The organism is Rickettsiales endosymbiont of Trichoplax sp. H2 (genome assembly GCF_009690945.1).
Classification (GTDB): domain Bacteria; phylum Pseudomonadota; class Alphaproteobacteria; order Rickettsiales; family Midichloriaceae; genus Aquirickettsia; species Aquirickettsia rohweri.
Genome location: NZ_NPHZ01000003.1, coordinates 175,653 through 200,199, shown reverse-complemented (window position 1 = coordinate 200,199; position 24,547 = coordinate 175,653). Strand labels below are relative to the sequence as shown.

The window sequence follows — 24,547 nt, the reverse complement described above, 5'->3', positions numbered from 1 at the left end:
TAATGGGTTTGTAGCTCAGCTGGTTAGAGTGCACGCCTGATAAGCGTGAGGTCGGTGGTTCGAATCCACCCAGACCCACCATTAGATCAAATGTTTTTAAGATTAAAAATGAGTAGATATTTTAAAATTATAATTCCTATATTTATTTTGTTAGTAGCAATGTGTATAGGTGTGGTATGGTATGTCCACTATAAATTAATTACGAATTTTTTAGATAAAAAATCTGTAATATTTAGTGTTTTACCAATTGAATACACTTTTGATGATTATGAAATCATTAAAAATACTCCTTTTGATATATCTTTTAAGATTAATGGTTTGAAAGCAGGGCCGTTAAATAATTTAAATCCAAAGATTGTAGATAATTTTGGGGAGATGTGGATGATTGGTTACCAAACAAATTACTCTAACTTGCAAGTATCTAGTAATATCATTAATAGAACATTTTATATTAAAAGTAATTCAAAGGAAATTAAGAGTAAAGAAATTGATGCCAAGTGTAAATTGGATAAGGAAATAGAGCATTATATTTCGTATCAATGGAAAAAAGGCATTGGTTTTTCAGATTTAAAAGATTTAGATCTAAATAATTTATTTGGAAAAGAGTATAAAATTAATTATGTAGGGAATAGTTTTCAGTGCTATTATAAAAATAATACTACTAAAGATAGTAATATTAGTTCAAATTTTGAAAAATATTTCTCTGCTAGATATGATGATTCTACATGCTTATATGAAAATTTAGGAGAGGGTAAATATAAACTAAAAGGAAATCTTCAAATTAAATTTGATATAGATTTTACTAAGCTAAAAGGTAAAAATTTAAATCCATACGAGGAAATTTTTCTAAAGAAGTATATTAATAATGAATTAGGATTTTATATTAATACAACATTTAAAATTAAATCAGAAGTTGATTTAAGCAAGACTAACGGTTTAGATTACTATGATTTTGAAACAGTTGATGTGAATTTAGACTATAAAAATGATGCTTTTGGATTTAATATTGATAGTAAAAACGTTTTACCTGAAAGTAGTAAAAATAAGCTGCAGGTTATTGATTATTCTAAAATGCTTGAATCTTTTAAAGACAGTTATGTCGAAAGTTTAAATATAAAAAAAGGAGAAAAAAAGCTTAACAAATCTGATATAGATAGTTTTCTGTTAGTTTATGATACTATGATAGTATCATATATTAAATACTTCAAAAGTATTGCCAATAGTTATGATGACAAACAAATTTTAATTGATGTAGATTTAGATTTATTAAATTTCTTTAATTTTGAAAAACAAAAAGTAGGAAAAGTAAATTTAGCTGAGTTTATTATAGGGTTATCCAATATTAATGAATCATCTCTTGAAGGTAATAAATCTTCAAACAAAGTAAAAAATTAATTATTTGATTAAATTTATAATTTTTTGACTTTTAAAATGGTATCATAGTTTATATGTATCTAAAATATTATAAGGTATATTAGTGATTAAGGACTCTCCTATATTGGCACATGGTGAACTTAAAGAAATTTTTTCTGATATATTTTTTGTGATGGGAACAAATGTTACTATTCATGAAGGTGTAAAGCTACAACATAGTTGTAATATGGTGATAGTGAAGAGTGGTAATAAGCTAACACTCATAAATACGATTAGGTTAAGTGATAAAGGTCTTGCTATGCTTGATAATTTAGGAAAAGTTACTAATATAGTTAGGATAGGTGCATTTCATGGTAAACATGACGCATTTTATGTTAATAGATATTCAGCAAAATTATGGGCTTTAAAAGGAATGCAGGATGAAAATAATAAAAAAACAGATATAGATCTTACTCCTAATGGGAAAATGCCATTTCCAGGTTGTTCATTGTTCGTTTTTGAAACGTCAGCACATCCTGAAGGAATATTACATATAAATCGAGAAGGTGGTATACTTATTACGTGTGACAGCATTAAAAATTGGACTTATAGTGATGAGTTTTTCAGTAAACAAACGGCAAAATTATATGAAGATCTTGGGTTTTTTGGCTCTGCTACGATATCAGAAATATGGCAACAAACATGTAATGTACAAGCTCAGGATTTTTTAAAATTAAAACTCCTTTCATTTCACCATCTTTTTAGTGCCCATGGTGAACCTTTAATTAATAAGGCGTATGAGCAATTAACAGCAACTATCAAACAAAAATTTGGAATATGAATATATTTAAAATCGTGAGAAGCTTTGATAAAATAATAAATTAATGCATTGGTAAATATATGCTTTTTAATTAATAATGCTGAAGAGGCAATAGAAAAAATAACAATCATTTATAATAAGTTCAATATATTAATTGATGATGGAACTGGTATGGAAATTTATGGTCATCTTTTGAACTTTCATTTGATGAATAATAGTTTTGAAAAAGTTGAAAAATACGCAAGAGATTTATTAAGCTAAAATGGAATAATTAGCTGTATAGAAAGAGATCATTTGAATGAAGATATTACGGAAAGAAAAGGTTATATCTTTTATTTATTAGCTTTAGAGGAACAACAAAACCATAATGAAGCAAAAGAATATATAGATAATGCATCGTCAAGTTAATGAAGAGTAGTGGTAAAGTAAAAAAATATTGAATAAAGTAATGTAAGAAATATGATGAATGATAAAATGAAAAAAATATGAGTATTAGAAAAGGACCGAAAGGTTACAGATTTCCAGTATCAGTTATAAGTCATGTAGTATGGTTATACCACAGGTTTAACCATAGCTATAGAGATGTAAAAGAACAGCTATTGTATAGAGGAATTGGTGCTATAAGTTTTCTAGTCATTTTGAAGATGTAATCAAAAAGAAGCAACGCAAAATAACAGATAAGTGGAATCTAGATGAAATGACAATAAGAATTAATGGTAAATATTTTATACTATGGAGAGCAGTAGATTCCCAAGGATATGAACTAGATGTGCTCATGCAAAAGCGTTGCAATAAAAAAATCAGCAATACGCTTTTTATCAAGGTTACTGAGGTCACATCCTGTACCCAGAGTAATTGTCACCGATAAATTACGAATCTATATAAAACCAATAAAATAAATGTGCACTTCTACAGGGCATAGATGTCACAAAGGATTGAATAACCGTGTAGAAAATGCACATTAACCCACACTTAGAAAAGAAAAATGTTTGATAAAATTTAAGTAACCCTGTGGTATGCAGCAAACGTTATCACTAATGGGGAAAGCTAGAAATATATTTGCTGTAGATGTAGGAAGATACATCAATAACGCTATTATGCAAAGGATTGCATTTAAAAAGGCTAAATCTATTTGGGACGATGCATTACAAAAATTGCTTGCTGCCAAAATTCAATATTAGAGGATACTCTATGCCCTTTATCCCTTAACTTGACGGTGCCTGATAACCTTATTTGTTCATATATAACTTAGGTTAAATTTATTTCACAAGGTTTTTAATTAGGTTTTAATTAAGAAATTATCTTTCTTTTAAAGTTAGTGCTTATAATTTTATGCTGTTTTTTTATATTTTATATTCAAAATTAAAAGAAATACAAACCATGTTATAAATAAAACTGCTCCTAAAGATACTAAGCCATTTTTTAAAAAATTAACAGATGTATATAATACTAAAATACTAAATATAAAGCTTAGAACTTGGCTGATTCTTATAGTAAAGTTCATAGATTTTATTAAATTTTTATTATAATTTTCTCGTTGATTTTGCTCAATTTTAGTTAATTCAAGTAATTTTTCTGTAAAACCTGGATATATTTCCTCATAACTTTCCAGTATTGCTGGAGAAGGGAATGATAAAAATTTATTGGGAGTGTTTGTTATTCTACTTTTTCTATTTCTTGTTCCGAAATTTACGTTTTTTTTCCTCATTTTTATTTTTTAACAGTTTATTAAAATTTTTACTAATAATGGATGCTACATTATTAAAATTATAATCAATATTATTAAATTTACTTATTTGATTATTTTTATGGTTAATAAAAGAAAGATTTCCAAAAGAAACAAATCCTTTAAGGAAATTTTTTAAAGTATAATTTTTGTTTGTTTTATTCATCTAATAAGCATGAAAATAATTTAATAACTTTTTAAAACTAACAGATTGATTTTAGCACTAAAAATTTTTTATACAATATTTTTAAAAAATTTTTCCAAAATGAAACTAATTAGCTTTTCTTCGAGAATCATTTTTCACTAAAATATAATTTTTTACTAAAGAGACTCCAGAAACTTCACTAGAAACTTTTAATGCAGTATCTAATTCTTTTTGAGTTTCTGCTATACCTAAAAGATATATAACACGATTATATACCATAATTTTATAATTTATAGAATGCAACTCTTTGTTTGCTAAGAATTTTGTTTTTACTTTAGTTGATATCCAAATATCTCTAGTAAAGCTTGCTGGATCTTCATTTGATATGGTAATATTATTAATAACTTCTTTTACGCCTCTTACAAGCCAAGCCAATTTTTCAGCTTCTTCTTTATATTCATTATCAATTACGTAGCCAACAAGTAATACACGTCCTTCATATACCTCTAGGGAAATACCTTTTAAAGAATTATTTATACTATTTTTTATATATTCATGTCTAATTTTTGTAGCAATCACTTTATCATCTATTATATTGCCGACAGACCTTTCATCAGCAATCATTGCTCCAGTTGTAGCAGTAGTTGCAACTCCAATAATAGCACAATTACTTGTAGTTAATAATAAAATAGTGATAAAAATATAGTTTGTAATTTTATTCATGTAAAATAAAAAAATAAATATAAGGCTATTATATTTAATAATTGAAAAAATGAAAGTTTAAAACTGTAAAACTAAGAAATTTATAATAAATGTGTTAAACTATAATTTGAATTATGTAATACGTATTGAAATGCACTTTGAGTAACAATATCAATAAAAACAGGTGCTCTTGAATTAACAACTAATTTTAATTTGCCATCTATTTCTTTTGTAGAACATAATAGTACTATAGCTATATTACTTTTGCTTAATTCTAAATTTTTTATTGCATTGTTCAAGTCTTCGTCTTTAATAAATTTATTTTTTAGTAATATTGGTAAAGTTAAAAAGCATAATTGTTCGTTATCTAATGATTGTAATAATTTAAAATGTTTATAATTGTTTTTTGTTGAACGGGAAAAACAAAAATTTTTAGAATCAGAAAAACCTATGAGACCTTTGGGGAAAAATACTTTAAATTTTAAATTTATTTCTACCGAACCAAATTTATTTTGAATATAGAATAAGTTTGGCTGATCAATAAATTTTTCTTTTAACATTATGAGGTTACCTTAAAAAATCTAATAGCTTTGATGAGTAATATCTAATGCTTGTATAAATACCAGTTAATTGTTGACTGACTTGTTCTAGCTCAGTGATAGCTTCAAATTGTGCTTTAAATGTTAGGTCACTGTAACTTTTTTGACTTTCATCTAAGTTAGATTTTTCAATATCTCGTAATTGTAATAAATCTCTTGATGTCAAATCTATTCTCTTTTTTGCATCAGTTAAATCATATATACATTTTTCAAAATCTGCTATGACGCTGCCACCAGCACTATCTCCATTTCTTTTTATATCTGCAAATAAAGTCACTAAATCTTTTATTGATTTATCACCTGCATTAAATTCTAATTCAATTTGTTTGCTGTTATAATTAAATACAGTATTTTGTGTGCTTCCATTATAATAATTATCTGCATCTGTACTGCTACTTGTAGTGCTAATAGGTTTTGTATTTACGCTTTCCCCTGCAAATAAAAATGTTCCATCATACATTGATTTTTTATTTAAAAAATTTTCTAATCCACTGAGTAGATCTGAAGCAAATTTTTCTTTTTGTTGACCTGAAAAATTTTTGCTAGGATTGTTTGAAGCGCGATCTTGTTCTTGCCAGCTTTTTAATTGTTGCTGTAAATATATTCTAAGATCTTTTAATTCATTAGACATTTCGTTTGCTTTTCTTAAACCTTTTTCTAATACTTCAAGATTTGACTGTTGATCGAAGATAGATTGGCTAATGTTAATTACTTCATTGGCTTGTTGTGGAGAAAATTGATAAATTTTTTCGTGTTTTCTTTGTGATTGAACTTGTTTTTCAATATCGTCCATCTTTGCTAATCTACTCTCAATGGAAGTTCTTAAATTTTGATTAGCAAGAGCTGTTCCTATAGAATTTACTGTCATAATATACCTCTTTTAAACTTGAGCTAAAAATTGTTGCCAATATTCCTTAAAAGTTTGAAATACTTTTAGTGAATTTAAGTATAGTCTTTCATATTGTGTTATATTTAATAATTCTTGGTCTGCATTAACTCCTGATTTTGAAGATATTTCTTCGTTTATTGCTTCTAGTTTTATTTTTTCATCATTAAATCTTTTTTCAGCATAATGATGCTTTACATTTACAGTGCTAACTATTCCATTTCCATATCCTGCAAGTGAAGAAGTAGCACTAGAGATTGCTTTATATGATGGAAAATTAAATTGCTTCTCTTTTAATTCAAATAATTCACTTAATATATTTTGATTATTTCTTCCAATACTATAATTTGAGCCATCAACATGAACCTTAGCAGTATCAATTTTTCTATTTTGTGTTATCTTATCAGATACTTTAAGTGATATTGCACTATTATCAAAAGAACCAGGAGTATAATATTTATCTGTACTGTAACTAAATATATGATTAAATCCAAAGAATTTATTAACTCCAAAAGGCTTTTGATCGCTGTTTGTGCTGATAAAGTTTGCGTAATCAGTAGAAAGATTACTATTGTCATCTACGATTGCAATATTAAAACTAGTACCATCGGCAGATCTTAATCTTAAGTATCCTTGGCCAGAAGTTATTACATTGCTATCATTATCAACTAATTCAACGATTGCTTTTCCAGAAGTTTTTGTATTTATTTCGGATATTAATCTGTTAATAGTAATTTGGTAATTAGAATCTCTAATAGAGTCTAAATCTATTTCAATCATGCCAAGTGATCCGCTAGAATCTTTTGCTTGAGTTCCATCATTTGGGTTTAAAAAAGCTATTTTAAATTTTCCATTTACGTATATAGATTCATTACTACTAAATTTCATATTGCCTGTGACTGATTCAAATCCAGAAGAAGGTAAGGCATCTGCATAAGCTGAATTGACCTGCTTAACAAGAGTATTAGTGTAAATATCCAATCTATTCATTATATCTGGTATAATTTTATCTCTTAAGTCAAAAAATGCTCGCAACTCTCCACCTCTTAAATGATGTGTGATTTCATCAGTAACTTCGCTTGTAACTATATCATTTCTAAGTGCAGGTGAATCATCATGTAAATTTTCATCAATCACTGAAAGTGCAGGAAATTTAAAACTTTTATCTAAATAATCTTTTAAATTATCTGTATGTGAAAATTCAACTTTATATTTTATATTTCCTTTTATTAAAGGAATTCCTGTTGTTGTTTCTACAATTAATGCACCTTCTTTATCAAAACGTTGATTAATATCAATAATTTTAGATATCTCGCGTAATTCATTATCAAGCTTGGTTTTTGCATCGTTATATTTCATATCGCTGCCTCCCCGAGTATTGCTTTTTAATAAAGGTAAAGAAGCGCCTAGCTCTCTTGCTGAAATTATGTGTGCATTTAATTTTTCAACTGAATCAGCAATTTGTTTATCAATTTTGGTCCTTTGTTTTTCAAATTCTTGAGACTGCTTAGAGACAGTATCAGCAAATTTTATTATTGAGGTTATAGTGTTATCCATCTCTGTTGAATCATTGCTGGAGCCTTGTAATTTATTAATGCTTGCAAAAAATTTCCTAACGTTCCTGGCACACTGTCTTTTCCATCCAGCTTTAAATTATATAGTGTTTTTAATGTTCCTTTTAATAGTTCTAAAGTTTTTGAACTTGCGCTAAATTCAGAATTCCTGGTATATTGTTCTTCTAGTAACCCATCTGTAATTGCCAAACGAATATCCTTAATTACTGCGCCTAAATTTGGATTAGAAACTACAGTTGCTTCTTGTTTTATATAATTAGGGTTATTTGCATTAACAATATTTTGCTGTGCTAACCTGATTAACTGTTCATGATTATGAATTGCAGATTCAGTTGTATGTAATACTTGGCTCATAAAACTATACCTCCTTATCTAACATAATATTTTTATTTTTATACTTAGCTTCTGATTTCCCACTTATATTGTAATTTTTATTTTTCATCTGATTCTTGTGTACTGATTCTTTTATTATTTCCATGACCTTAGAACCTATATATTGTGCTTTCTTAATTTTGTTAATATTTTTATTAGAATTATTCAGCAAATTTTGTACCAAATTTTTTATCTCCTCTCTTTTTTGTTTATCTTCTTCTTTTGTGAGATCATAACTGTTAAGAATATCATCTTTATTTCTTGCAAAAAAATTAACAAGTTCTAATGTATCTGGAATTAATTTCTCTGCATCTGAATATTGTTTTTTTTCAATTAAATTTTCTTCTCTTTTAATTAAATCTTTTAATCTAGTTAAAGCACTTATAATTAATTCATGATCAAATTGAGCTTTTTTATCATCTATTTTTTTGCTTTTCGTTTCTGACTCTATTTTTTTATCATTTTTCATTATTGTATTTTTTCATTAGTTGGTTATTTAGATTAGGATCAACTTGATATTTGCCATTTTCAGTAATTTTTTTAGAGTATTCATTAATTAAAAAATAATTTAAAGTTTTTTCAGCAAATCCTCCTCCTGTTAGTGGGTCAGGCTCAATTGTTTCATAAATAGGTTCTAGTAACTTTGTTAATAATGTTGCATTTAATTCATCTAACGATTCCTTGAATTTTTTTTGTTGTAGATTGGATTCATGACTTTTAGTTACATTATATTTAGATTCTTGCAGTTGTTGAATGTGTATACCTATTTTTTGTCCACTCATACTTTTTTAACCTATTTTATTGATATCTCTCCTTGTAATGCTCCTGCTTCTTGAATGGATTTTAATATTGTTATTAAATCTTGTGTTTTTACTCCTAATGAATTTAATCCAGATACTAAATCTGCTAAGTTTGCAGTTGGTTTAAGAATCTTTAAAGCAGTTCCAGGTTCTGATTGTTCTTCAGGGTCATTTTTATTAGATAAAATATTAGATTCCAATTCAAATTCTTTAATTGGAGATACCTTAACAATTAAATTTTTCTGAGCAATAGCCACTTTAGAAATTTTTACATGCTTGCCAATTACTATTGTACCTGTTGCTTCATCAATTATTATTTTAGCTGTAGTATCAGGTGATATCACTATATTTTCTATATCTGCTAATAAACCAACTACATTACTTTTATATTCATTTGGGATCTGTAAAGTAACTGTGCCAGGGTCTAGTGATATTGCTAAATTAGAGCTTAAATAAGAATTGATAGCATTTGCTATGGCACGAGCTGTTGTAAGATCTGGATTATTTAATGAAATATTAACGTGCTGTAATAAATTTAAATCAAAATCAATTTCTCTTTCAACAGATGCTCCATTTATAATATAGCCAGAGGTTAAAATTGGTTTAAAAGTATCTTGTCTACTATCGGATAGCTTTCCTATTCCAACTTGACCTTGAGCAACGGCATAAATTTTTCCATCAATTCCCATAAGTGGAGTAGCTAATAAGGTCCCACCTTTTAAACTTTTAGCATCTCCTAATGTACTAAGATTTATAGATATTCTGTTACCAGTTCTTGAAAATCCAGGAAGATTAGCTGTTACCATAACTGCAGCAACATTTTTTGTTTTTAAATTTTCGCCTCTTGTATTTATTCCTAATTTTTCTAATAAATTTACTAGCCCCTTGTGGGTAAAATTTGAATTTTTTAAATTATCTCCTGTTCCATCTAATCCTGTTACTAAACCATATCCTACCAAAACATTATCCCTTATGCCTTCAAAATTAACAATATCTTTAATTCTTGAGTCAGAGTTTGATTTTATAGGAAAAAGTAGTAGAATCCAAAAAATTATAGAAAGTAATTTAATTAATTTATATTGCATTAAATTTCAGAACACATCCAATTTGGATAATTTAAGCATTAGTAAAAGTAAGTATCAAGAAAATTTATTTAAAAATATATATATATGTTTAATTTTATTAGTTAATAATTTGTAAAATGGTTGAGTTTAGCTTTGGTATTAAGTTTAAAGATTTGTACTCGGTAGGTGGGTTAGAAAAAATTGATCAAAAATTTTTAGAGTTTTTGAGTGAAAGAAATACTGAAATTTTAAGTGAGTTAATAGCACATAGAAAGAATAATAAAATTTCTTCTGAATTTATCATTAAATTAAGCCCATATATAGAGGAATTTATTATAGATTTATTTAATATTTCGTATGATCAAGATAAAATTAGGAGTTATCATAAAAAGACTTCTTCTTTATTTCAGTCTAGGAAGAGATTTATTCAAAGAAAAGTTAAACGTGAAGATTTTAATCCAGCAAAATTAAAGGATGCTATAAGTTTAATCACTGAGAATAATGTAGATCTTGATGATGAATTATCTATTGCCACAAATATTTTAAATTGGCTTGAAAAAGGAGATGAAAAGCTTTTGGAAGCAGCTAAAGTATATGCTGCATGGGTTTTATATTCTAATGAAGGAAGGGATAAATATAAAAATGGGGTATTGTTTAAAATACCTAAAAAATTAGATTTTAATAAATTAATTGATTGCTCTGAATCAGACGATGGAGTGAAATTTTTTAAAGATAAAAAAATTAGATCAAGAGATGGATTTAATCTTAGTGATAAAACACTTACACAACCTAAAGCTATCGTAAATGCGAATTATTGTTTATATTGCCACAAACAAAATAAGGATTCTTGTTCAAAAGGTTTAATTAATAAAACTGCAGATGAAGTTAAATCTAATCCTTTAGATATACCTTTAAAAGGTTGTCCTCTTAAGCAAAAAATTTCAGAAATAAATTTTCTTAAAAAAGAAGGTATAGTTATTGGCGCTTTGGCAACTGCAATTATAGATAATCCAATGATAGCTGCAACTGGCAATCGAATTTGTAATGATTGTATGAAATCTTGTATTTATCAAAATCAAGAACCAGTTGATATACCTTTAGTAGAAAGCAAAATTTTAGATGATGTTTTAAAACTTGATTACGGGTTTGAGATATATAGTTTACTTACAAAATGGAATCCGTTGAAATCTGAAAAATATCTTCCTAATAATATTAATAATAATAAGGTTCTTATCGTTGGAATGGGACCTGCAGGTTTTACTCTTGCTCATTATTTGATAAATGAAGGTTTTACAGTTGTAGGGATTGATGGATTAAAAATTGAGCCTATGTCAAGTAATATGTCTGGTATTGATTCAGGTGGTAATAGAACTAATTTTAAGCCAATTAAAGATATTTCAGAGATAATGGAAGAATTAAGTGAAAGAAAGGCATATGGATTTGGTGGGGTTTCTGAATATGGAATTACTGTAAGATGGAATAAAAATTATCTGACTATTTTAAGATTAATTCTTGAAAGAAGAACAAATTTTAGATTATTTGGAAGTATTAGATTTGGAAGCACTATTACTTATGATTCTGCAAAAAATTTAGGGTTTAGTCATGTAGCATTAGCTATAGGGGCAGGTAAGCCTAACATTATAGATGTTGAAAATATTCTCTGTAAGGGTATAAAAACTGCTTCAGATTTTTTAATGGCATTACAAACACTTGGACCAGCTAGAAAAAATAGCTTAACCAATTTACAAATTAGGTTACCAATAGTGGTAATAGGTGGCGGCCTTACTTCTATAGATGCTGCAACTGAAAGTTTAGCATACTATCCTATAATGATTGAGAAATTTTTAGTACAGTTTGAAAAATTAGGAGATAGATTTTTTAATAAACTAAGTGATGAACAAATTGAGATAGCTAAAGAGTACATATTTCATGCTAAACTACTAAGAAAAAATACAAATAATAAATTAAGATTATTAAAAGAATGGGGTGGAGTTAAAATCATATATAGAAAACAATTTGAAGAATCTCCAGCTTATAAATTAAATCATGAAGAAGTTGAAAAGGCATTAGAAGAAGGAATTGAATTTGTTGAAAATACGAATCCTATTAGAATTAATGTTGATCAATATAATCATTGCAAAGAGATTGTTTGTAATAATAAAACTTTAAAAGCTAAGACTGTAATAATTGCAACTGGTACAAATCCTAACACAACTTTAGCAAGAGAGGATAATGAGCATTTTAAATTAAGTGGAAGATATTTTTCATTAATTAAGTCAGAAGAAGATGTTGAGTTTTTTACTAAAACAAGTGAAGATTTTAGTGTTAGTGTATTAGGCGATTCACATCCTAAATATTCAGGCAGTGTAGTAAAGGCAATGGCTAGTGCTAAGCATAGTTACCCATTAATTACAAACTATATATTAAAGCATAATATAAAAAATAATATTCCATATAATGTATTTTTTAATAAATTAAATGATCAGTTAACTTCAAGCGTTATAAAAGTTAATAGACTAACTAAGAATGTTGTAGAAATTTTGGTTAAATCTCCTATAGCTGTCAGTAAGTTTAAGCCAGGACAGTTTTATAGATTGCAAAATTATGAAACAACTGCAAAAGTTAAAAATGGATATCTAAACGTCATTGAGCCTCTTGCTCTTACTGGTGCTAGTGTAGATAAAGAAAAAGGTATAATTTCATTAATAGTACTTGAGATGGGTGGTTCTTCAGATTTTTGCAAAGATTTAAAACCAAATGAAAATATAAGTTTAATGGGACCAACTGGAGCTCCAACTTATATACCAAAAGATGAAAATGTAATATTAATAGGTGGTGGTTTAGGTAATGCAGTTTTGTTTTCTATTGGAAAAGCCTTACTAGAAAGAGGGTGCTATGTTTTATATTTTGCTGGATATAAAAAACAAGAAGATTTATTTAAAATTAATGAAATTGAGAAAGCTGCAAGTGAAGTTATATGGTGTTGTGATGAATCTAAATTGGATTTTTCAAATAATAAATCTTTTCATGGAAATATGGTTGAGGCGTTGAAAAATTATGATAATAAACTAAGCAAAAAGCTAAAATTAAAAGAATTTGATAGGATGATAGTGATAGGATCAGATTCAATGATGAAAGCAGTATCCTTTGCTGTTAAGAAGGATTTAAAAGATTTGTTTAACCAAAACATCAAGGCTTTTGCATCTATTAATTCTCCTATGCAATGCATGATGAAGGAAATCTGTGCACAATGTTTGCAAAAACATACAGATCCTGTAACAAATGAAGTTAATTATGTTTATAGTTGTTTTAATCAAGATCAGAATCTAAAACATGTAGATTTTAATCATCTCTCATGTCGTTTAAAGCAAAATAGTTTATTGGAAAAAATTACAAGTTTAGTAAAATAATAACAATTTCTTTTTTGTAACTTAAGGAAAATAACATTGTCAATACATGGTCTATATTTGGCTAAAAATTTTAACATAAGATGCTATTGTTTGTTAGCTTTTTTTCCATCAAAACAAATATATATCAATAGATTAATATGCTAAAAATAACCTGAGCTGCAGATAAGAATTGCTTTGTAAGAGGCAAAAGAAGTATTATATGCAAACACTTGAATACAATTTTGTTATCAATATAGTCATTGAGAGAGCATTTTAATGCTCGCGGCAATCCAGGACAGGAAAGTTATTAACAAATGTAATTAAGGTAATAATTCTGGATCACCACGCCACTAACGTGGCTCGTGATGACTAGTTCTGGTGTGAATTGCAACAATTCTGGATCACCACGGTTGCTATGCAACCTCGTGATGACAAAAATAAAACGTCATTGCGAGGATGATGATAGGCATCCGTGGCAATCCAGATATACACTCCACTTCATGATGATAAGATTTATTATAAATTTCTTATTTCTTAACTGCAGTTCGAGTTAAAAATATGGATTTATTTTAATGTATAAAAGAAACATAGATTTAGCCTAAGAATTATCTAAATTTTTTGCAGTTTAGTTAAATGTAATGTATAATTCCTACCTAATAATATATTGAGTACACAATGACATCAAAAGCCACTGAGCCTAATTCGATGGCAGTACAAAAAGCAATAGACAAGATTCTACAAGAATCTTCGACCATAACCAATAAGCTTTCCACTTCACATTATATTCCAAAAGAAGAGCCAGAATTTAGCGAATTGAGAATATATGATTCCATAATAGATTTATACTATAGTAATTCAGCAATAGTAAAATTATTTAAAGCAATTGCTATTTCCGCTATTATTTACTATGTCAGCAATAAAATTATCTCTAAGTTGTCTGAGATAATGAATGGTTATCAAGATCAACTATATTCTGTAAATAGAGATGTTAGCTCTTTAGTAACTGAAATGGGAGCAATGATGCAGGAGGAAGGATTTTTTATTGATTCTCCACCTCAGAGATATATATATATATATGGTCAAGAGATAGCAGATAGAGTATATAAATCAATGATTGAGTGGGAAGGAATGGACGATGAGGTAACAATATTGCTCAAGGGAAGTAATTTAAGAGAATCCGAAGTATTAAAAGCAGGTTTGATGCTAGGTTATTCAGATTTATATATTGATTATGGAATACACAGTGTATTATCTTATTTTTCTAAAATTTCTACAGGAGGATATTTATCATATGAGGTCTTAAAGTCAAAACTTTATTACACATATGTAGAAGATATACAAATTTCTAAGGCGGGTAGTTATCAACCCTGTATGGCACTAGCGGGTAAGGGAGATAAAATTGCAATCGCTCAATTTTTAGCTGCAATTGATGTGGAGAAGAAAGATAATCTTAATTCTGTGGAAACTATAAAACTATTGTGCCAAAGTACTCAAAAGCATGAGGAAAATTACTTAAAGCTTGTAGATATGATTGGTAAATTACAAACAGATGCATCGCTTGAGGAAGATTACTTAAGGCTTGTAGATATGATTGGTAAATTACAAACAGATGCATCGCTTGAGGAAGATTACTTAAGGCTTGTAGGATATGATGGGTGAATTATAAACAGATGCACCCATTATAGGTGACAAGATTTGTGATGCATATACTGGTATGCTTTCATGTCCAAATTTAGATATATAATAATTTTGATATAAATATAAAAAAGCTAATATTATTAGAAAGATATTATTCAACTTTATTAGATTACTATGTGTTTCTTAATCAACACTTTATGTTACTAATTCTAAGCTTGTTGTGTTTATAATGGGGTGCTCAAATTTGCCATGCAATTTGCGAGATTTTTTATTACGTTGTTTTATTATAACTATCTTCATTTCTTATTTCAGTATTAACTAAAAATGGAGAATAGTCTTTTTAATTTTTTGATACAAAAAACATAAAATACCCTCTTGACTTTTTATTTTACAAATTTATGATATGTAATCAATTAATTCTTTGTTTACTCCAAATTATTAAAATGTTTAACGTATATAATACTCAAAAAGAGAAGGAGCTTGTACAATTATTAGAAGAAGTAATAAAAAAAGATGGATATGAAATCATTAGGGTTAGAACTTTAAAAAATAGTAGAGAAAAAAAATGCCAGATTATGATAGATAAAGTGGATGATAGTCAAGTTGGAATTGCAGATTGTGAGAACGTTAATAAAGTAATAATAGAGATTTTAAAATTAAATGATCTTGGATTAAGTGATTATACTATAGAGGTGAGTTCTCCTGGTATAGATAGGCCATTAACTAGATTAAAAGACTTTATAAAACATAAAGGCAAATTAATTAAAATTAATACTTTATTTAAAGTGTTAGATAAAAAAAATTTTAAAGGGTATATAGAAGAAGTAAAAGATGAGTATATTTTAATGAAGACAAAAGATGAAGGTGATATTATAACTATAAGATTTGATTCGATTTTAGAAGCTTACTTACAATATGAACATAATATAAATTAATTTTGGGTATGAAAAATAAAAATTTTGGTGGAAATGAAATACTACATGTTGCAGAAGCTGTAGCAAGAGATAAAGGAATATCAAAAGAATCTATAATTGAAGCTCTTGAAGAAGCAATGGCGATAGCAGCTAAAAGAAAATATGGTGCTAATATTAAGGTTAAGGCTCATATTAATAGAAACTTGGGGAATATTGAACTTTATAGAGAAGTGCTAGTTGTTAAAGATGGTTTTATTTCTGATAATACTAGAGATGAAAATAACGAAGAAGTTAAAACTATTGAGATTTCTAAAGCACTAGAAACTGATTCAGATATTAATGAAGGAGATGTGATTAAACAAATTTTACCACCACTAGAAATTGGAAGATTAAATGCTATATCTGCAAAACAAATTATAATTAACAAAGTTAAAGAGCTTGAAAAAGATAAAGTTTTTGAAGAATATAAAAATAGAGTAGGTGAAGTATTAAATGGTGTTGTAGAGAAGATTGAAACAGGTGGATATATTGTTAAGCTTGGAAGTGCTGAAGCAATATTAAAGAAAGATCAAACTTTAAAAACAGATTTTTATAAGCTAGGAGATAGAATAAGGGCTTGCTTAGCTAAGTTAGATAAAGAGTCTAATGGACCTATATTAATTTTATCTAGAACCCATAAAGATTTTGTCACTCAATTGTTTAAGCAAGAAGTGCCAGAAATATATGACAGGATTATAGAGGTAAAAAATATTGCGAGAGATCCTGGATCTAGAACAAAAATAGCAGTATACTCTTCTGACCCATCAATTGATCCAGTTGGTTCATGTGTAGGTATGAGGGGTGTAAGAGTTCAAGCAATTATAAAAGAGCTTAAAGGTGAGAAAATTGATATTGTTAAATGGAGTGATGATCCAGCTACATTTGTGGTCAATTCATTAGGGTCATCAATTAGAGTTTCTAAAGTAATTATTGATGAAGAACAGAATAAGATCGAGATAATTGTACCTGAGGAAGATCAAAGTCAAGCTATTGGTAGAAGAGGACAAAATATAAAATTAATATCAGAATTAGTAGGTTGGAAAATTAATATAACCACTGAAGAAATAGAGTCAACTAGAAGGCAAGAGGAATTTAATAGCATTACAAAGTTATTTATGGAAGTGTTAAATTTAGAAGAAATTTTAGCCCAGTTGCTTGCTTCTGAAGGCTTTTTAAGTATTAAAAGTTTAGCTGATGCAGATATAAATTCTGTTGCAAATATAGAAGGTCTTGATGAAGAAATTGCTAAAGAGTTAATTTCTAGGTCTAAAGAGTATCTAGATGCTCAGAAGCAAAAGGATAATGATTCTGATTTAACCAATGGAGATAACTAAAAAATGATAGAGAAGTTAGTTAATACTTTTTTAAAGTTTAAGTTAAAGATATAAGTAAATCTTATTTATCATTTGTATGTGCAGTTTATTCATGTGCTGCAATTATATGCTTTTATTTTTGTATCTTTTGCAAATATTTTAATACCAGAATATGTCAATTTTAAAGAGTTAGCTAAATACAAATCTTTAGATAGTTTTAGAAAAAGTAATAAGAATTATAAAAATATAGATAGTCAAAAACTAAAGGTAATAAAAGATAACTTATATAGCAATACTATTGAACGCATTAAAGGTGAAAGTATTGAATGTATTATAAAATCTACATTATTTATATTAGTTGCGATTTTTTTTTATATATACACTGGAAAATTCCTATAAAGATTAAAAATTAGATAATAACATTTCATTAGGCTCTTAGAGCTATTTTGCTTTTATATCTATTATAATTTTTCAAATAGATGCAGTTGGAGAAATATTATTATATAAAATAATATTTTTGATATTAAGCGTTTAAATTCAACCTGTTTAATAAAGTTTTTCTATAAGATTCAAAGTTTGTAATTGGTTTTTTTGCTACACCGGAATCAATAGCAGCTTTTGCGACAGCTATAGAAACTTCTGTAATAAGTCGTGAATCAAATGTTACAGGGATTATATAATCAGGTCCGAATTTACAATTTTTTCCTTCAAATGAATTAGAAACTTCAGTTGTTATCTCTGCTCTTGCTAATTTTGCAAGTGCATATGCTGCAGCAATTTTCATCTCGTCATTAATAGTAGTTGCTCTTACATCTAATGCTCCTCTGAATAAATATGGGAAGCAAAGAAAATTATTAACCTGATTGCTATAATCAGATCTTCCTGTTGCAACAATTGCATCATTTCGAGCTTCATGTGCTTCATCTGGAGTAATCTCAGGATCAGGATTGGCCATCGCAAAAATTATAGGTTTATCTGCCATACTTTTTACCATTTCTTTTGATACCACATTTTTTACAGATACGCCTATAAAAACATCTGCACCTATCATTGAATCTTCAAGGGTTCTTAAATTTGTTTCTATTGCTAAGTTATTTTTCCATTGATTCATTCCTTCTTTTCTTCCACTATATATTACTCCTCTTGTGTCACAAGTTATTATATTTTGCTTTTTAATTCCTATTTTTTTCATTAAATTGATACACGCAATAGCAGCTGCTCCTGCTCCATTGACCACGACTTTTAAATTTTCAATTTCTCTGTCAGTAATATATGCAGCATTAATCAAACCTGCTACTGTGACTATAGCTGTTCCATGTTGATCATCATGAAAAACCGGTATATCAAGGCATTTTTTTAATTCCTCTTCTATAATAAAACATTCAGGAGCTTTTATATCTTCTAAATTTATTCCTCCCCAGCTTACAGCAATTTTTTTTACAATTTCAATAAATTTTTGAGGGTTAGTCTCATCAACTTCAATATCTATAGAATCAATATCTGCAAAACGTTTGAATAATATTGATTTACCTTCCATGACTGGTTTGCTTGCAGCAGCTCCTAAATTTCCTAACCCAAGTACTGCTGTTCCATTACTGACTACTGCAATAAAATTACCTTTTGAAGTATAGTCATAAATTTTATTATAATCTTTGTATATTTCTTTGCAGGGCTCTGCAACTCCTGGACTATATGCTAAGGATAATTTGTATTTATTAATATTTAGTAATTTATCAGCTAATTTAGTTGTAATTTTACCTTTTGGTTCTTGAGAGTGAAAATCTAATGCTTCTTTTTGTAATTTATCCATGATTAATAGCCTATTTTAATTATATTGATTCAACTGATTTTATTTCTGGAATATAATGCTTTAGCATGTTCTCTATACCTTGTTTTAAAGTAATGGTAGAACTTGGACAACCTTTGCAGGCTCCGTGTAATTCTAAGTAAACAACTCCATTTTCAAATTTGTTATATATTATGTCACCTCCATCTTGAGCAACAGCAGGTCTTATTTTTGAATTTAAAAGCTCAATAATTTGTTCTTCTATCTTTGAATTAGCTTTAATTATTTTTTTCTTATCTTGTGATTGTGTTATAACAGGTAATCCAGCTAAAAAATGATCTACAAGTTTAGAAAGAATAAATGTTTTTATTATTTCCCAATCTACTTTGTTTTCTTTGGTAACTGATATAAAATCATTTCCAAAGAAAATACTGTCAACGCCATCAATCTTAAATAATTGCTGAGCAAGTAATGAATCAGTACAATTGTCATGTTTATTAAATTGTTTTGATCCATTTTTTAAAACTTCAATTCCAGGAATGAACTTTAAAGTATTAGGATTTGGAGTGTCTTGAGTTTGAATATACATTATCTAATTATTATGATTTTTCAATATTACTCAAAATGCTTAGCACATATGTTGGTTTAAGAGAATATTTTTTATACAATTTTGATAAATTTTCTTTAGTTGGAATTTCTCCTACGTTAATTTGCAAATCATGCCTATGTATTCCACTACATACTAATGCGGAATCAATATTCATGTTAGTTGCGCCTTTTATATCATTTTCCATGCTATCACCAATAGCAAGAATCTTTTTTGTTGGAATTATATCTTTTAATGCATATTCATATATTTGTTTGTGAGGTTTTCCAAAATAAATTACTTCACCACCAAGTTCTTCGTATTTTTCGGCAATTACACCAGGACAATGTGTTACTTCACCGTTTTTTGTAATTGATGATTTATCTGGGTTTGTACAAATCATAGGTAAGTTGTATTTTACAGCTTGTTTAGCTAATTCCATAGCTTCATCAAAATAATCTATTATGCCTGTTATTATACTGAAATCTGCATCCTTGGGATGATTTGCTTTAATATATCCTCCAATATTTAATATAACTTCCTCAGCTTCTGGAGAACCTATGTAAAAATATTTTGTTCCATATTTTTTCTTTTCAGAAAGATATTCATTAACTATTTCACCGGATGCAACAATATCTTTATACAAAGATTTATCAACCTTAAAACTATTTAAGAGATTTTCTACAGTTGATTTTCTTCTTGGTACATTGGAAAAAAGTATAACCTCTTTATTTAGATCTTTTAATTTTTTTAGTGTTTCTAGTGATCCAGGATATAGATGATGACCATCATACACAACTCCCCACAAATCCATCAATAAAACGTCATATTTTTTAATGTCAATCATATTTTAGTCTAATAATAATTTTTGCCTATTTCAATTTCTTGTTTTCCGTTTTGTAATCTCCAATTATTTGTGTCTCTTAATGAATAGATACAACCACAAAATTCTTGTTTATAAAAATTTTCTTCTTTTGCTATTTCATACATTCTAGAACTGCCACCATCTTTCCTCCAATTATAAGTCCAATAAGTTATTCCTGAATATTTAGAAGCTGCTTTTTCTCCACAGTCATTAATTTGCTGCATATTTTTCCATCTAGATATTCCAAGAGAACTAGTTATTATATCAAAACCATTTTCATAAGCGTATAGTGCTGTTCTTTCAAACCTCATATCAAAACACATTGTGCATCTTTTTCCTCTTTCAGGCTCAAGTTCTAGACCTTTAGCTCGCTTGAACCAATTTTGAACATCATAATCTGCATCGATAAAATTAATTCCAACTTTTTTAGCGTATTTGATATTTTCATTCTTTCTGATTTCATATTCCTTTTTAGGGTGAATATTAGGATTATAAAAGAAGATTGTTAGATTAATTCCAGACTTTATCATAGCTTGAATTACTTCTCCTGAACAAGGCGCACAACAAGAATGAAGAAGCACTTTACAATCTTTTTTTGGAGCTATAATAGTTTTTACTTTTACCAATTCTTTATATTATTCTATTTTAAGAGTATAATATACAATTTATATATTTTTTTCAATCATTGTTACTATATTGATGAACGATGAATTAGAAAATAAGATATTTAATTAGTATTTATTATAAACTCCGTTAATCTATTGATTTATTGTTTTGTTTAGATATTCGAATTTCTCGACATAAGTTTTTTTATTACTTTAATAAACCTCTTGGATCTACTGATTTATTACCCTGTTTACTTTCTTCTAATTTTTGAAGATGGCTTGTTGGAGTTTTTCATCATATAATTTCCATTTTTTAGCCTTAACAATTGAAATTAATTGATTTTGACGCCATAACCTCTTATTCATAATTTTTATTACACTAATTTGTTATGTGAAAATTTTATATAATTGTCAAATGTTGAATTAAATAACTTGATTTATTGTGTTAAAATCTTATAAATTGGACATATAATGTACTTTAAATTAAAATGTTAGAGTTTATCACATATTGTTTAATGATAATAATCTTGGTTTTATCAATTTTAGTTATTTCTAATAAAAACCCTGTGCATTCAGTTTTATTTCTAATATTTACATTTTTTTGTTCAGCTGGAATAATGATTTTATTAGAAGCAGAGTATATAGCGATGACAACCATAGTAGTTTATGTGGGTGCAGTGGTAATTTTATTTTTGTTTGTTATTATGATGTTAGATGTAGATACTAAGAGTTTGAGGGTGTCAGTAAGTAATGTAAAATCATATTCAATCATTTCTTCATTAGCTTTTTTAGGTGCATTTTTTTATATACTTTATAAGTCAGAGATAAAATATAATATTTTAAGTATTAATCACAATAAGAATTTAAAATTATTTAAAAATTCATTGAGGTATATTGGTGAAAAACTTTATACTAATTATATGTTTGAATTTCAAATTGCTGGATTATTGCTGTTTTTAGCAATGATTGGGTCAATAACTTTAATTTTAAGAAAGCCAAAGGATAATGTAAAAAAACAAGATATTATAGAGCAAGTTATGAGAAATAAAAATGAATCATTAGAATTGGTAGATGTTAAATCAAGATCAGGGGTCAAAATATGATTAATAATTTGTTAATTGATAATGTTCCGATTGGCCATTTTTTAATATTTTCAGCTACCTTATTTGTTATAGGTATCTGTGGCATAATGATTAATAAAAAAAGTATAATAAATATTTTGTTTTCAATTGAAATTATGTTGCTTTCAGTTAATCTCAATTTTATTGCATTTTCAAAAATCTGGATAGATATTACGGGGCAAATTTTTTCAATTTTTATTTTAACTGTTGCTGCAGCAGAAGCTGCAATAGGATTGGCAATATTAGTGTTATTTTTTAGAAATAAGAGTGATATTAGTATAGATAGAATCAAAAAATTAAAAGGATAAAATTTAAATGTTAAGTATTGAAAATTTAGCAATTTACATTGTATTTTTACCATTGATGGCTTCAATCATTGTGGGTCTTAATACAAATAATATATCTGTGAAAACATCTCAAATTTTAACTTCTTTTTCTGTATTTATCTCAGCTATTTTTTCAATTATAGTATTTTTTTATGTTATACATGGACATAATATAATTCACATAAAGTTGCTAAAGTGGTTAGATGTTTCATTTTTTAAAGCTTATTGGTCAATCTATATTGATTCGCTTACAGCAGTTATGTTATGTGTGGTAAACATTGTTTCATTTTTAGTGCATCTATATTCTGTTGGTTATATGTCTCATGATAATCATAAGCAGAGATTTATGGCTTATTTATCATTATTTACATTTTTTATGTTAGTTCTTGTAACATCAGATAACCTTTTACAGCTTTTTGTAGGTTGGGAAGGTGTTGGTCTGAGCTCTTTTTTATTGATAGGTTTTTGGTTTAAGAAAAAAAGCGCTGCAAATGCTGCAATTAAAGCATTTTTAGTTAATAGAGTGGGTGATATTGGTTTAGCTTTATCAATTATCTTGATAGCTTTAACTTTTAAAACAATTGAATATCAACAAATTTTTATTCAACTTGATAGATCATATGAAGAATGCTTTTCGTTGTTTGGAATTAAATTTTCTGTAATTGATTCAATTTGTTTGTTGATGTTTATTGGTTGTATGGGAAAATCTGCTCAAATAGGCTTACACACTTGGTTGCCAGATGCAATGGAGGGGCCAACTCCAGTATCCGCTTTAATACATGCAGCAACAATGGTTACAGCAGGAGTGTTTTTAGTAGCTAGATGTTCTTTTATTTTTGAGCAATCAATAATTGCATTAAATATGATAACAATTATAGGGGCAATTACATGTTTATTTGCTGCATCGATTGCCATAGTTCAAAATGATATAAAGAAAGTAATAGCTTATTCGACATGTAGTCAATTGGGATATATGTTTTTTGCTTGCGGCGTTTCAGCGTACTCAGTTGCAATTTTTCATTTAATGACGCATGCGTTTTTTAAAGCATTATTATTTTTAGGGGCAGGTAGTGTAATACATGCAATAAATGATGAACAAGATATTAGAAAGATGGGTGGATTATATAAATTGTTACCAAAATCATATACATTAATGTGGATAGGTTCATTAGCGCTTGCGGGAATTTATCCTTTTGCTGGGTATTTTTCTAAAGACTTAATATTGGAAAGTGCGTATTTGTCTAATACAAGCTATGGGGATTTTGCATTTTGTATGGGTATTATTGTTGCACTTCTAACAGCTTTTTATTCATGGAGACTTATAATTTTAGTATTTCATAAAAAAACAAAATTAGAAAAAAATATTGTGCAAAATATTCATGATGCTCCTAAATCAATGTTTATACCTATGATTGTTTTAGCTATTGGTGCAATATTTAGTGGGTATGTTGGTGAATATATTTTCGAAATGACAAATTCTTCAAGTGATTTTTGGAATCATTCTTTAGCTTTGACTCAGAAAAGTAATGGTGAATTATATGTGTTGCCATTTTTAGTAAAACACATACCTATAATAGCAGGGTTATTTGGTATATTAATAGCTTATATAATTTATGCTAATACTAAAAAAATTGCATGCTTTATTTCAGAAAAATTTAATTTTATTTATAAAATTTTGTTGAACAAATATTATTTTGATGAGATTTATAATTTTTTATTTGTAGATTTTACTAAGAAAATTAGTAATATTTTTTGGAAAATTTTTGATAATAGTATTATAGATGGTATCCCTAATATATTAGCTAGATGTGTTTATAATGTTTCTAGGATTTCTCGTGGGTTACAAACTGGCGTTATAAACCATTATTCATTAATCATGTTTATTGGTTTGCTTACAATAATGATCTTTATTATATTTTATTAG

Annotated in this window: 25 protein-coding genes, 1 tRNA gene and 1 pseudogene; 14 read left to right on the top strand and 13 right to left on the bottom strand. The window is 27.5% G+C overall.

Annotation, left to right across the window (positions count from 1 at the left end; all coding sequences use genetic code 11):
* Window positions 1-4: 4 nt before the first annotated feature.
* The 6 genes from h2es_RS04655 to h2es_RS07700 all read left to right on the top strand — a co-directional run bounded on the left by h2es_RS04655 (window position 5) and on the right by h2es_RS07700 (window position 3,354).
* A tRNA-Ile gene (locus h2es_RS04655) sits at window positions 5-81 on the top strand.
* A complete protein-coding gene (locus tag h2es_RS04650) occupies window positions 55-1,395 on the top strand; it encodes a hypothetical protein (RefSeq protein WP_230204263.1) in 1,341 nt (446 codons plus the stop codon). The genes h2es_RS04655 and h2es_RS04650 overlap by 27 nt, the downstream gene beginning before the upstream one ends.
* Before the next feature lie 82 nt (window positions 1,396-1,477).
* Complete coding sequence (locus h2es_RS04645) at window positions 1,478-2,194, top strand: hypothetical protein (RefSeq protein ID WP_230204262.1); 717 nt, start codon at window positions 1,478-1,480, stop codon at window positions 2,192-2,194.
* A 48-nt stretch (window positions 2,195-2,242) separates the two neighbouring features.
* Window positions 2,243-2,434, top strand: coding sequence for a hypothetical protein (locus h2es_RS04640; RefSeq protein WP_154511831.1), 192 nt, complete (start codon window positions 2,243-2,245; stop codon window positions 2,432-2,434).
* Window positions 2,435-2,822: 388 nt separating this feature from the next.
* Window positions 2,823-3,041, top strand: coding sequence for a DDE-type integrase/transposase/recombinase (locus h2es_RS07925; protein ID WP_369122802.1), 219 nt, complete (start codon window positions 2,823-2,825; stop codon window positions 3,039-3,041).
* Window positions 3,042-3,189: 148 nt separating this feature from the next.
* The gene (locus tag h2es_RS07700; protein ID WP_230204261.1) at window positions 3,190-3,354 is read left to right on the top strand and encodes a hypothetical protein; all 165 of its coding nucleotides are present in this window, start codon (window positions 3,190-3,192) and stop codon (window positions 3,352-3,354) included.
* A gap of 149 nt (window positions 3,355-3,503) precedes the next feature.
* On the opposite strand, the gene h2es_RS04630 is transcribed toward h2es_RS07700, so the two are convergent.
* The 9 genes from h2es_RS04630 to h2es_RS04590 all read right to left on the bottom strand — a co-directional run bounded on the left by h2es_RS04630 (window position 3,504) and on the right by h2es_RS04590 (window position 10,062).
* Window positions 3,504-3,881, bottom strand: coding sequence for a DUF2335 domain-containing protein (locus h2es_RS04630; protein ID WP_154511829.1), 378 nt, complete (start codon window positions 3,879-3,881; stop codon window positions 3,504-3,506).
* Between the two features lie 289 nt (window positions 3,882-4,170).
* Entirely contained in the window at window positions 4,171-4,767 is a 597-nt protein-coding gene (locus h2es_RS04625) for a BON domain-containing protein (RefSeq protein ID WP_126044620.1), read from the bottom strand.
* A gap of 80 nt (window positions 4,768-4,847) precedes the next feature.
* Window positions 4,848-5,306 (bottom strand): flagellar assembly protein FliW, encoded by a 459-nt coding sequence (gene fliW / locus h2es_RS04620; RefSeq protein ID WP_154511827.1) that lies wholly within the window; start codon window positions 5,304-5,306, stop codon window positions 4,848-4,850.
* Between the two features lie 7 nt (window positions 5,307-5,313).
* Window positions 5,314-6,213, bottom strand: coding sequence for a hypothetical protein (locus tag h2es_RS04615; protein WP_154511825.1), 900 nt, complete (start codon window positions 6,211-6,213; stop codon window positions 5,314-5,316).
* Between the two features lie 12 nt (window positions 6,214-6,225).
* Complete coding sequence (locus h2es_RS04610; RefSeq protein ID WP_410528609.1) at window positions 6,226-7,827, bottom strand: FlgK family flagellar hook-associated protein; 1,602 nt, start codon at window positions 7,825-7,827, stop codon at window positions 6,226-6,228.
* Window positions 7,773-8,159 (bottom strand): hypothetical protein, encoded by a 387-nt coding sequence (locus h2es_RS04605; RefSeq protein ID WP_154511821.1) that lies wholly within the window; start codon window positions 8,157-8,159, stop codon window positions 7,773-7,775. The genes h2es_RS04610 and h2es_RS04605 overlap by 55 nt, the downstream gene beginning before the upstream one ends.
* 4 nt (window positions 8,160-8,163) lie before the next feature.
* A complete protein-coding gene (locus tag h2es_RS04600) occupies window positions 8,164-8,646 on the bottom strand; it encodes a hypothetical protein (protein ID WP_126044982.1) in 483 nt (160 codons plus the stop codon).
* Complete coding sequence (locus h2es_RS04595) at window positions 8,636-8,959, bottom strand: hypothetical protein (protein WP_126044981.1); 324 nt, start codon at window positions 8,957-8,959, stop codon at window positions 8,636-8,638. Before h2es_RS04595 ends, h2es_RS04600 begins: the two co-directional genes overlap by 11 nt.
* 11 nt (window positions 8,960-8,970) lie before the next feature.
* Entirely contained in the window at window positions 8,971-10,062 is a 1,092-nt protein-coding gene (locus h2es_RS04590) for a flagellar basal body P-ring protein FlgI (protein WP_154511819.1), read from the bottom strand.
* Between the two features lie 116 nt (window positions 10,063-10,178).
* Between h2es_RS04590 and h2es_RS04585 the strand changes: the two genes are divergently transcribed.
* From h2es_RS04585 to h2es_RS04565, 5 genes are all read left to right on the top strand, one after another.
* Window positions 10,179-13,451 (top strand): FAD-dependent oxidoreductase, encoded by a 3,273-nt coding sequence (locus h2es_RS04585; protein WP_154511817.1) that lies wholly within the window; start codon window positions 10,179-10,181, stop codon window positions 13,449-13,451.
* A gap of 654 nt (window positions 13,452-14,105) precedes the next feature.
* On the top strand, window positions 14,106-15,089 hold the full coding sequence (locus h2es_RS04580; protein WP_154511815.1) for a hypothetical protein: 984 nt from the start codon (window positions 14,106-14,108) through the stop codon (window positions 15,087-15,089).
* A 422-nt stretch (window positions 15,090-15,511) separates the two neighbouring features.
* The gene (locus h2es_RS04575) at window positions 15,512-16,003 is read left to right on the top strand and encodes a ribosome maturation factor RimP (protein WP_195909976.1); all 492 of its coding nucleotides are present in this window, start codon (window positions 15,512-15,514) and stop codon (window positions 16,001-16,003) included.
* 8 nt (window positions 16,004-16,011) lie between these two features.
* Window positions 16,012-17,355, top strand: a complete 1,344-nt coding sequence (gene nusA, locus h2es_RS04570) for a transcription termination factor NusA (RefSeq protein ID WP_154511811.1) — start codon at window positions 16,012-16,014, stop codon at window positions 17,353-17,355.
* A 93-nt stretch (window positions 17,356-17,448) separates the two neighbouring features.
* On the top strand, window positions 17,449-17,733 hold the full coding sequence (locus h2es_RS04565) for a hypothetical protein (RefSeq protein WP_154511809.1): 285 nt from the start codon (window positions 17,449-17,451) through the stop codon (window positions 17,731-17,733).
* A 127-nt stretch (window positions 17,734-17,860) separates the two neighbouring features.
* On the opposite strand, the pseudogene h2es_RS04560 reads toward h2es_RS04565, so the two are convergent.
* From h2es_RS04560 to h2es_RS04545, 4 genes and pseudogenes are all read right to left on the bottom strand, one after another.
* Window positions 17,861-19,144 (bottom strand): annotated as a pseudogene (locus h2es_RS04560) (malic enzyme-like NAD(P)-binding protein); the annotation flags it as partial.
* A gap of 19 nt (window positions 19,145-19,163) precedes the next feature.
* Window positions 19,164-19,709: a NifU family protein gene (locus h2es_RS04555; protein WP_154511805.1), complete on the bottom strand. Its 546-nt coding sequence runs from the start codon at window positions 19,707-19,709 to the stop codon at window positions 19,164-19,166.
* A gap of 10 nt (window positions 19,710-19,719) precedes the next feature.
* A complete protein-coding gene (locus tag h2es_RS04550; RefSeq protein ID WP_126045151.1) occupies window positions 19,720-20,553 on the bottom strand; it encodes a TIGR01459 family HAD-type hydrolase in 834 nt (277 codons plus the stop codon).
* Between the two features lie 8 nt (window positions 20,554-20,561).
* Window positions 20,562-21,197 carry an epoxyqueuosine reductase QueH gene (locus tag h2es_RS04545; protein ID WP_154511803.1) on the bottom strand — a complete coding sequence of 212 codons (636 nt, stop codon included), beginning with the start codon at window positions 21,195-21,197 and terminating at the stop codon, window positions 20,562-20,564.
* A 494-nt stretch (window positions 21,198-21,691) separates the two neighbouring features.
* Here h2es_RS04545 and h2es_RS04540 point away from each other — a divergent pair, with 494 nt between their 5' ends.
* From h2es_RS04540 to nuoL, 3 genes are read left to right on the top strand one after another with little or no spacing between them, the layout of a single operon-like run.
* On the top strand, window positions 21,692-22,279 hold the full coding sequence (locus h2es_RS04540; RefSeq protein WP_205702356.1) for an NADH-quinone oxidoreductase subunit J: 588 nt from the start codon (window positions 21,692-21,694) through the stop codon (window positions 22,277-22,279).
* Complete coding sequence (gene nuoK / locus h2es_RS04535; protein WP_154511801.1) at window positions 22,276-22,605, top strand: NADH-quinone oxidoreductase subunit NuoK; 330 nt, start codon at window positions 22,276-22,278, stop codon at window positions 22,603-22,605. Before h2es_RS04540 ends, nuoK begins: the two co-directional genes overlap by 4 nt.
* A gap of 7 nt (window positions 22,606-22,612) precedes the next feature.
* Entirely contained in the window at window positions 22,613-24,547 is a 1,935-nt protein-coding gene (gene nuoL, locus h2es_RS04530; RefSeq protein ID WP_154511799.1) for an NADH-quinone oxidoreductase subunit L, read from the top strand.

What these genes read in the sequence shown, in the direction of transcription:
- h2es_RS07700 (WP_230204261.1), top strand. Translation starts at nt 3,190, where the DNA reads ATGCAGCAAACGTTATCACTAATGGGGAAAGCTAGAAATATATTTGCT.
- h2es_RS04630 (WP_154511829.1), bottom strand. Translation starts at nt 3,881, where the DNA reads ATGAGGAAAAAAAACGTAAATTTCGGAACAAGAAATAGAAAAAGTAGA.
- h2es_RS04625 (WP_126044620.1), bottom strand. Translation starts at nt 4,767, where the DNA reads ATGAATAAAATTACAAACTATATTTTTATCACTATTTTATTATTAACT.
- fliW (WP_154511827.1), bottom strand. Translation starts at nt 5,306, where the DNA reads ATGTTAAAAGAAAAATTTATTGATCAGCCAAACTTATTCTATATTCAA.
- h2es_RS04615 (WP_154511825.1), bottom strand. Translation starts at nt 6,213, where the DNA reads ATGACAGTAAATTCTATAGGAACAGCTCTTGCTAATCAAAATTTAAGA.
- h2es_RS04605 (WP_154511821.1), bottom strand. Translation starts at nt 8,159, where the DNA reads ATGAGCCAAGTATTACATACAACTGAATCTGCAATTCATAATCATGAA.
- h2es_RS04600 (WP_126044982.1), bottom strand. Translation starts at nt 8,646, where the DNA reads ATGAAAAATGATAAAAAAATAGAGTCAGAAACGAAAAGCAAAAAAATA.
- h2es_RS04595 (WP_126044981.1), bottom strand. Translation starts at nt 8,959, where the DNA reads ATGAGTGGACAAAAAATAGGTATACACATTCAACAACTGCAAGAATCT.
- h2es_RS04590 (WP_154511819.1), bottom strand. Translation starts at nt 10,062, where the DNA reads ATGCAATATAAATTAATTAAATTACTTTCTATAATTTTTTGGATTCTA.
- h2es_RS04585 (WP_154511817.1), top strand. Translation starts at nt 10,179, where the DNA reads ATGGTTGAGTTTAGCTTTGGTATTAAGTTTAAAGATTTGTACTCGGTA.
- h2es_RS04580 (WP_154511815.1), top strand. Translation starts at nt 14,106, where the DNA reads ATGACATCAAAAGCCACTGAGCCTAATTCGATGGCAGTACAAAAAGCA.
- h2es_RS04575 (WP_195909976.1), top strand. Translation starts at nt 15,512, where the DNA reads ATGTTTAACGTATATAATACTCAAAAAGAGAAGGAGCTTGTACAATTA.
- nusA (WP_154511811.1), top strand. Translation starts at nt 16,012, where the DNA reads ATGAAAAATAAAAATTTTGGTGGAAATGAAATACTACATGTTGCAGAA.
- h2es_RS04555 (WP_154511805.1), bottom strand. Translation starts at nt 19,709, where the DNA reads ATGTATATTCAAACTCAAGACACTCCAAATCCTAATACTTTAAAGTTC.
- h2es_RS04550 (WP_126045151.1), bottom strand. Translation starts at nt 20,553, where the DNA reads ATGATTGACATTAAAAAATATGACGTTTTATTGATGGATTTGTGGGGA.
- h2es_RS04540 (WP_205702356.1), top strand. Translation starts at nt 21,692, where the DNA reads ATGATAATAATCTTGGTTTTATCAATTTTAGTTATTTCTAATAAAAAC.
- nuoK (WP_154511801.1), top strand. Translation starts at nt 22,276, where the DNA reads ATGATTAATAATTTGTTAATTGATAATGTTCCGATTGGCCATTTTTTA.
- nuoL (WP_154511799.1), top strand. Translation starts at nt 22,613, where the DNA reads ATGTTAAGTATTGAAAATTTAGCAATTTACATTGTATTTTTACCATTG.